At 74.5% G+C, this 6,065-nt stretch carries 4 protein-coding genes; 2 read left to right on the top strand and 2 right to left on the bottom strand.

Going from position 1 to position 6,065, the window contains the following annotated elements; all coding sequences use genetic code 11:
• Nucleotides 1-111: 111 nt before the first annotated feature.
• Entirely contained in the window at nt 112-2,100 is a 1,989-nt protein-coding gene (locus ABZ934_RS30835; RefSeq protein WP_361319398.1) for a prolyl oligopeptidase family serine peptidase, read from the bottom strand.
• A 42-nt stretch (nt 2,101-2,142) separates the two neighbouring features.
• The gene (locus ABZ934_RS30830; protein ID WP_361319396.1) at nt 2,143-3,039 is read right to left on the bottom strand and encodes a TauD/TfdA family dioxygenase; all 897 of its coding nucleotides are present in this window, start codon (nt 3,037-3,039) and stop codon (nt 2,143-2,145) included.
• Nucleotides 3,040-3,219: 180 nt separating this feature from the next.
• On the opposite strand from ABZ934_RS30830, the gene ABZ934_RS30825 reads away from it, so the two are divergent.
• Together ABZ934_RS30825 and ABZ934_RS30820 are read left to right on the top strand one after the other, a co-directional pair.
• Entirely contained in the window at nt 3,220-5,232 is a 2,013-nt protein-coding gene (locus tag ABZ934_RS30825) for a non-ribosomal peptide synthetase (RefSeq protein WP_361319394.1), read from the top strand.
• Entirely contained in the window at nt 5,229-6,026 is a 798-nt protein-coding gene (locus ABZ934_RS30820; protein WP_361319392.1) for a thioesterase domain-containing protein, read from the top strand. Before ABZ934_RS30825 ends, ABZ934_RS30820 begins: the two co-directional genes overlap by 4 nt.
• Nucleotides 6,027-6,065 lie beyond the last annotated feature (39 nt).

Here is a 6,065-nt window from a genome sequence, read left to right as displayed (position 1 = left end):
GGTACGGCGACGGCCGCGCCCAAGGTCACCGCGATCTCGTCCAGCGCCTCCGGCAGCCGCTCGGCCCCCCGCACCGCCGTCTCCCGTACCGCCGGGGGAAGCGGGTGGAGGTCAGGCCTGCGGGGCCACCCCGAGCCCGGTCCGGGGGACGCCCGGCGCCTCGAAGCCGAACACCTGCCCGTAGGCGGAGAGTTCGGCGTGCAGGCAGTCGATGACGGTCTGCGCCATGCGGAAGCCGTGCTGCTCGTCCTTGAAGGCGAGGTACGCGTGCGGCACCCCGTTCTCGCGCATCCGCTTCAGGAACCGCTCGGTCTGGACCGGCGGACACACGGCGTCCTCGAGCCCCTGCAGCAGCACGAACGGCGCGCGCACCCGGTCGGCGCGCCGCAGCGGCGACACCTCCGCGTAGCGCGCGGCGGCCCGCGGCCACGGGCCGATGAGGCTTTCGAGGTAGCGCGACTCGAAGTCGTGCGTGCCCTGCGCGCGCCACTCCTCCGGGTCCAGGAGCGGGAAGTAGATCCCGGCGACGCGGTACAGCTCCGGTTCGGCGGCCAGTGACGCCGCGGCGGTCCAGCCGCCCGCGCTGCCGCCCCGGATGCCGATCCGCCCGGGGTCGGCCTTCCCCTGTGCGACCAGGCCGCGGATCGCGGTCGCGCAGTCGCGTACGTCGACCACGCCCCAGGCCTCCCGCAGCCGTTCGCGGTAGGCCCGCCCGAAGCCGGTGGACCCGCCGTATTGGACGTCCACCACGCCGATGCCCCGGCTGGTGAAGAAGGCGGTGGACAGGTCCGCCACCAGCTGGCTGCGGGTGGTGGGGCCGCCGTGCGCCTGCACGAGGTACGGGGGCAGCTCGCCCTCCGGAGCGGTGAAGCCGGGGTTGTGGGGCGGGTACACGTACGCGTGCACCTCCTCGCCCTCCGGGCCGCGGAACACCGCGTGGTAGCCCGGGGGCAGGTGTTCCGTGTACGAGGTGTCCGCCGCGCGCAGCACCTCCGGCGCCCCGCCGTCCGGCCCGAACAGCAGCAGCTCGCCCCGGTTGCCCGGGCCGGCGGCCGAGGCCGCCACCCGGCGGCCGTCGGTGGCCAGCACCGCCCACTCCGTGAGCTCCTCGCGGCCGTCCAGGTCCGTCAGCGAGCCGTCGGCCCCCAACAGCGCGAGCCGCCGCGCGCCCACCCCGTGCGTGACGAACATCCGGCCGCCGCCCACCGGAAGGAACCACTGGGCGCCGATGCGCCAGAGCGCCTCGCCGAACTCCTCCTCCCGCGCGCACAGCGGCCGTACGGAGCCGTCGAGGCCCAGCTCGTGGAGGTTCCACCAGCCGGTGGTGTCGCTCAGCACGTACAGGACGCCGGGCCGGTCCGGGGCCCACTCCGCCTGGCTGACGGCGACGCCGGGGCCGCCCGCCAGCACGCGGGCGGGGCCCACGGTGCCGTCCGGGCCGACCGGCGCGACCATCAGCTCCGTACCGTCCCAGGGCATCCGCGGGTGGTCCCACCCGAGCCAGCAGGCGTACCGGCCGTCCGGCGAGACCTTCGGGCCGGTCATCAGGTGGTGGCTCGCGGCCAGCACCCGCACGGCCGCCGGATCTGCGGCCGCCCTGCCGTCCAACGGCAGGGCGACCAGGTCCCGGCGGACCTCGGCGCGGTCCGGGGTGAGGGCCACCTCCCGCATGCACCAGACCTCGTCCCCGACGAGGGAGAAGTCGGCGTAGGCGGCCGCACCGGGCAGCGCGGGCTCCGGACTGATCGGCTCCGGAAGCCCCCCGGGCACCGCCCGGTACACCCGCTGGTCGTCCCAGTGGGTGAACACGAACCCGGCGGCGGGGTCCGTGCCCAGCGGCAGCCACGGCCGCCCTCCGTACTCGATGACCCGGGTGCGCACGTTCCACCCGGGCCCCAGCGCGTCGCGGGTCGAGCCGTCGGGCGCCCGGCGCACCAGCGCCACGCGTCCGGACTCGCCGGGGCGCCACTCGGTCCACCAGACCTCTCCGCCGATGAAAGCGGCCCACTCGACCTTCTTCTGCCCCGCGGCCGCCGCGTCGGCGCCGATCGGTGAGGTCCAGGTTCCGTAAGGGGACGTGCGCACCTGTGTCTCCGTCATGTCCGAGGTCGTGGTCTTCGTGTCCGGGCGGGCGCCGGCCGCTCAGTCCCGGCCCGTGCTGTAGGCGGAGGTGTCGCCGCGCAGGGCCGTACTGGGCCGGCCGTCCACGCCGACCGGGGTGGGGGCCACGACGGTGACGCGCTCGCCTCGGCGGTACTGGTTGCCGTAGTCGTAGATGGCGTAGTGCGCCGTCGACTGGTTGTCCCAGATGGCGATGTCGCCGACGCGCCACTGCCAGCGCACGGTGTGCTCCGGCTTGGTCAGGTACTCCTGCATGACCCGGATCAGATCGCGGGAGGCCTGGGGGGCGTACCCCACCACCCGGCGTGCGAACCCGCCGAGCAGCAGCGAGCGTTCGCCCGTCTCGGGGTGGACGCGGACGGCGGGGTGCTCCGCCTCGTACGGGGTCGCGATGTAGGCCCCGCGCTCGATGACGGTGTCGTCGGTGAAGTCGCAGTCGTTGCTGTGGACGATCCGCAGCTGGTCGGCGAACTGGCGCAACTCCGCCGGCATGCTCGCGTACGCGGTCGCGGCGTTGGCCCACACGGTGTCCCCGCCCACCGGGGGGATGACCTTGCTGTGCAGGAAGGCGAAGGCCGGCGGGCGCTCGATGAACGTGAGGTCCGTGTGCCAGTGGTTGGCGCGGGTGCCCTGCTTGGAGTCCATCTCCCGCAGGTTCGGGCGGCCTTCGGGGGCGTCGTAGATCGGGTGTCCGAGCGTCAGCTTGCCGAAGCGCGAGGCGAAGGCGGTCTGCGCGGGGTAGTCCAGGTCCTGGTCGCGCAGGAACACCACCTTGTACCGGAGGAGGGCCGCGCGGATCGAGGCGATCGTCTCGTCGCTCAGCGCGTCGCCCGCGTTCACGCCGCCGATCACGGCGCCGATGTTCCCGGTCAGCGGAGTGACCGTCACACCGGTCGGCGCCTGCAGGGTTTCAGTCATGGCTCTTGCCTTTCCCATGGCGATTCCGGTTCACCGGGCGTTCCGGTGCGCCGGATTGACTTTCCAGATCTGGCAAGAGGTTGCCATGAATGTGACTCGCCTGGCAATATTGCCTGGCATGAAGCTCCTGAAGACGCGGACCGGCCCCGGGCCGTCTCGACGAACAGTGGAGGACTCCTGATGGCCACGCCGACTCTGACCGCCCCGTCCGGGCCCCCGACCGGCGCGCTCCGCCCCACCGGAGAGGGCGAGCCCCTGCCCGCCGGCCCGCGGCCACCGGTGCACGAACTCGTCGCGGGATTCGCCCGGACCGGCCCCGCCCGCACCGCCGTCAGCTGCGGCGCGAGCAGCATCGCGTACGGCGACCTCGACGCCTGGGCCGCCCGCGTCGCGGCAGCGCTCACCGAGGCGGGCGTCCGCCGCGGCGGACGCGTCGGCGTGCTGGTCGAACCCTCCCTCGCGATGGTCGCCGCCGTGCTCGGCGCCTTGCGCTGCGGAGCCGCGTACGTACCGGTGGACGTCTCCCACCCCGACCTGCGCGTCACCGACATCCTGACGGACGCCCAAGTCGACGCCGTCCTCGTCACGGAGGCATCACGCCCCCGCCTCACAGGGCTCGACGTACCCCTGGTGGACGCCGACTCCACCGCCCGGCAACCGGCGGCCGACCACCCGGGCGGCGGCGCGGCCCGCGGCCGCGAGCCGGAGTCGCCCGGCGTCCCGGTGGCGGCCGACGACGCCGCGTACCTCATCTACACCTCGGGCAGCACCGGCGAACCCAAGGGCGTCGTCGTCGAACACGGCCAGCTGGCCGCCTCCACCCTGGCCCGCCGCACGGTCTACCCCGGCCGGCCCGTCTTCCTCCTCGTCTCCCCGTTGGCCTTCGACTCGTCGGTGGCCGGGCTCTGGGGCACCCTCACGGCGGGCGGCCATCTGGTCGTCGCCACCCCCGACGAAGTCCGCGACCCGGAGCGGCTGGTCGAACTGGTCGAGCGCCACCGTGTCACTCGGCTCCTGTGCGTGCCCTCCCTCTACAGCGTCCTGCTCGACGCCGCGCGCTCCCTCGGCGGCGAGCGCCTGAGCTCCCTCGAAACCGTCGTCGTCGCGGGCGAACCCCTGCCGCCCGAACTCGTCCGACGCCACTTCGCCGTGCGCACCGCCCCCACCGCACTGGTCAACGAGTACGGCCCCACCGAGGCGACCGTCTGGGCCAGTTACCGGCGCTTCGACGCCCCCGGCCCCGTCTCCATCGGCCGGCCGGTCCCCGGTGCGACACTCCACGTCCTCGACGAAGAACTGCGCCCGGTGCCGCCCGGCACCGAGGGCGAGTTGTTCATCGGCGGCGCCGGGGTGTCCCGCGGCTACCACGGCCGTCCGGAGGCCACCGCCCGCGCCTTCCTCGACGATCCGTTCACGGACACGCCCGGGGCCCGGATGTACCGTACGGGCGACCGCGCCCGCTGGAACGCCGACGGCACCCTCGCCTTCCTCGGCCGCCGCGACCACCAGGTCAAGATCCGCGGCCACCGGGTGGAACTCCTGATGATCGAGGAGCAGTTGTCGGCCCTGCCCGGAGTACGCGAGGCCGTCGTCGTCCCGGATGCCGCCGCAACCCTGCTCACCGCCTTCGTCCTCGCCCCGTCCGGTCCGGCACCGGCCCCCGAGTCGCTGCGCGAGCAGCTCGCCGCCCGGCTGCCGGCCGTCATGGTCCCCGCCCGGATCGTCTGCCTCGACGCGTTCCCACGCACCGTCAACGGCAAGGCGGACCGGGCGGCCCTGCAGGCCCGGGCCGACGGGCAGCAGCCCCTCCCCGGCGCCGCTCACACCCCCATCCCCACCGCCGCCGCGCCGGCGTCCCAGGGCGATCTGACCGCACAGGTCGCCGCCGCCTGGGCCGAGGTCCTGAAGGCCCCCCACGTTCCGCTGGACGCCAACTTCTTCGACGTCGGTGGCCACTCCCTGGCGATGTTCCAGCTCCGCGAGGCCCTGGAACGCCATACCGGCAAGCGGCCGCCGGTGATCGCGCTGTTCAAGCACACCACCGTCGCCGCGCAGGTCGCGATGCTGCGCGACGGCGACGGTTCCACCGAAGGCGCCGACGCCGCCGCCTCGGCCGAGCGCCGCGCCGCCGCGCGCCGCGCCCGCGCCCTGCGTGCCCGACGGCAGGACCCGACTCAGGAGACCGCCAAGTGACCACCGACCCCACGACCGCCCCGTACCGCGCGAGCGCCGACACCGGCCTGTGGCTGCACCGCACCGCTCCCGTGGCCGACCCGGTCGCCCGTCTGATCTGCTTCCCCCACGCCGGGGGATCCGCGTCCTTCTTCCGCGACTGGGGCCACCGGATCCCCGGGGTCGAGGTGTACGCGGTCCGCTACCCCGGCCGCGCCGAGCGCCTCGCCGAGCCGGTGGCGACCGACCTGCGCGAACTCGCCCGCGCTGTCGCCGGGGCCGTGGCTCCCCTGGCCGACCGCCCGCTGGCCCTGTTCGGCCATAGCATGGGCGCCCCGATCGCCCTCGAGACCGCAGCGGCGCTGGAGGCTTGCGGGATCGACCCGGTCCACCTGTTCGCGTCGGGCTCCCGCGACGCCCCGTACCCGTCCGCCGAGGACTGGGCCGACCCGGACGAGGACGACGACCCGGCCGTCATCGAACGTCTCCTCACGCTCGGCGGCACCGATCCCGAACTGGCCGCCGACCCCGAGTTCCAGGAGCTGGTCCTGCCGTACGTACGGGCGGACGCGGCCATGTTCCACGCCTACGCCCCCGGTTCCGCTGCCGACGCCGGCTCCGCCCCGAGCGTGCGGTGCCCGGTCACCACCCTCACCGGGGACGCCGACGCGGACGCCGACCGCCGGCCCTGGAGCGAGCTGACCACGGGCGGCGTCCGTGAACAGGCCGTACCGGGCGACCACTTCTACCTGGTGGCAGCCCCTCCCCACGACCTGATCCGGGACACCCTGACGCCCGTCCCGGCGGCCGGCTGACCCGCATCCCACCAGACACCCACACGCACCCCACACCCA

This window comes from Streptomyces sp. NPDC046557, assembly GCF_040645975.1.
In the GTDB taxonomy this organism is placed as follows: domain Bacteria; phylum Actinomycetota; class Actinomycetes; order Streptomycetales; family Streptomycetaceae; genus Streptomyces.
Note: the sequence above shows the minus strand (reverse complement) of the source record. Positions and strands in the feature narration are given on the sequence as shown.

Coding starts and splice junctions, on each gene's coding strand:
- ABZ934_RS30835 (WP_361319398.1), bottom strand. CDS start 2,100: ATGACGGAGACACAGGTGCGCACGTCCCCTTACGGAACCTGGACCTCA.
- ABZ934_RS30830 (WP_361319396.1), bottom strand. CDS start 3,039: ATGACTGAAACCCTGCAGGCGCCGACCGGTGTGACGGTCACTCCGCTG.
- ABZ934_RS30825 (WP_361319394.1), top strand. CDS start 3,220: ATGGCCACGCCGACTCTGACCGCCCCGTCCGGGCCCCCGACCGGCGCG.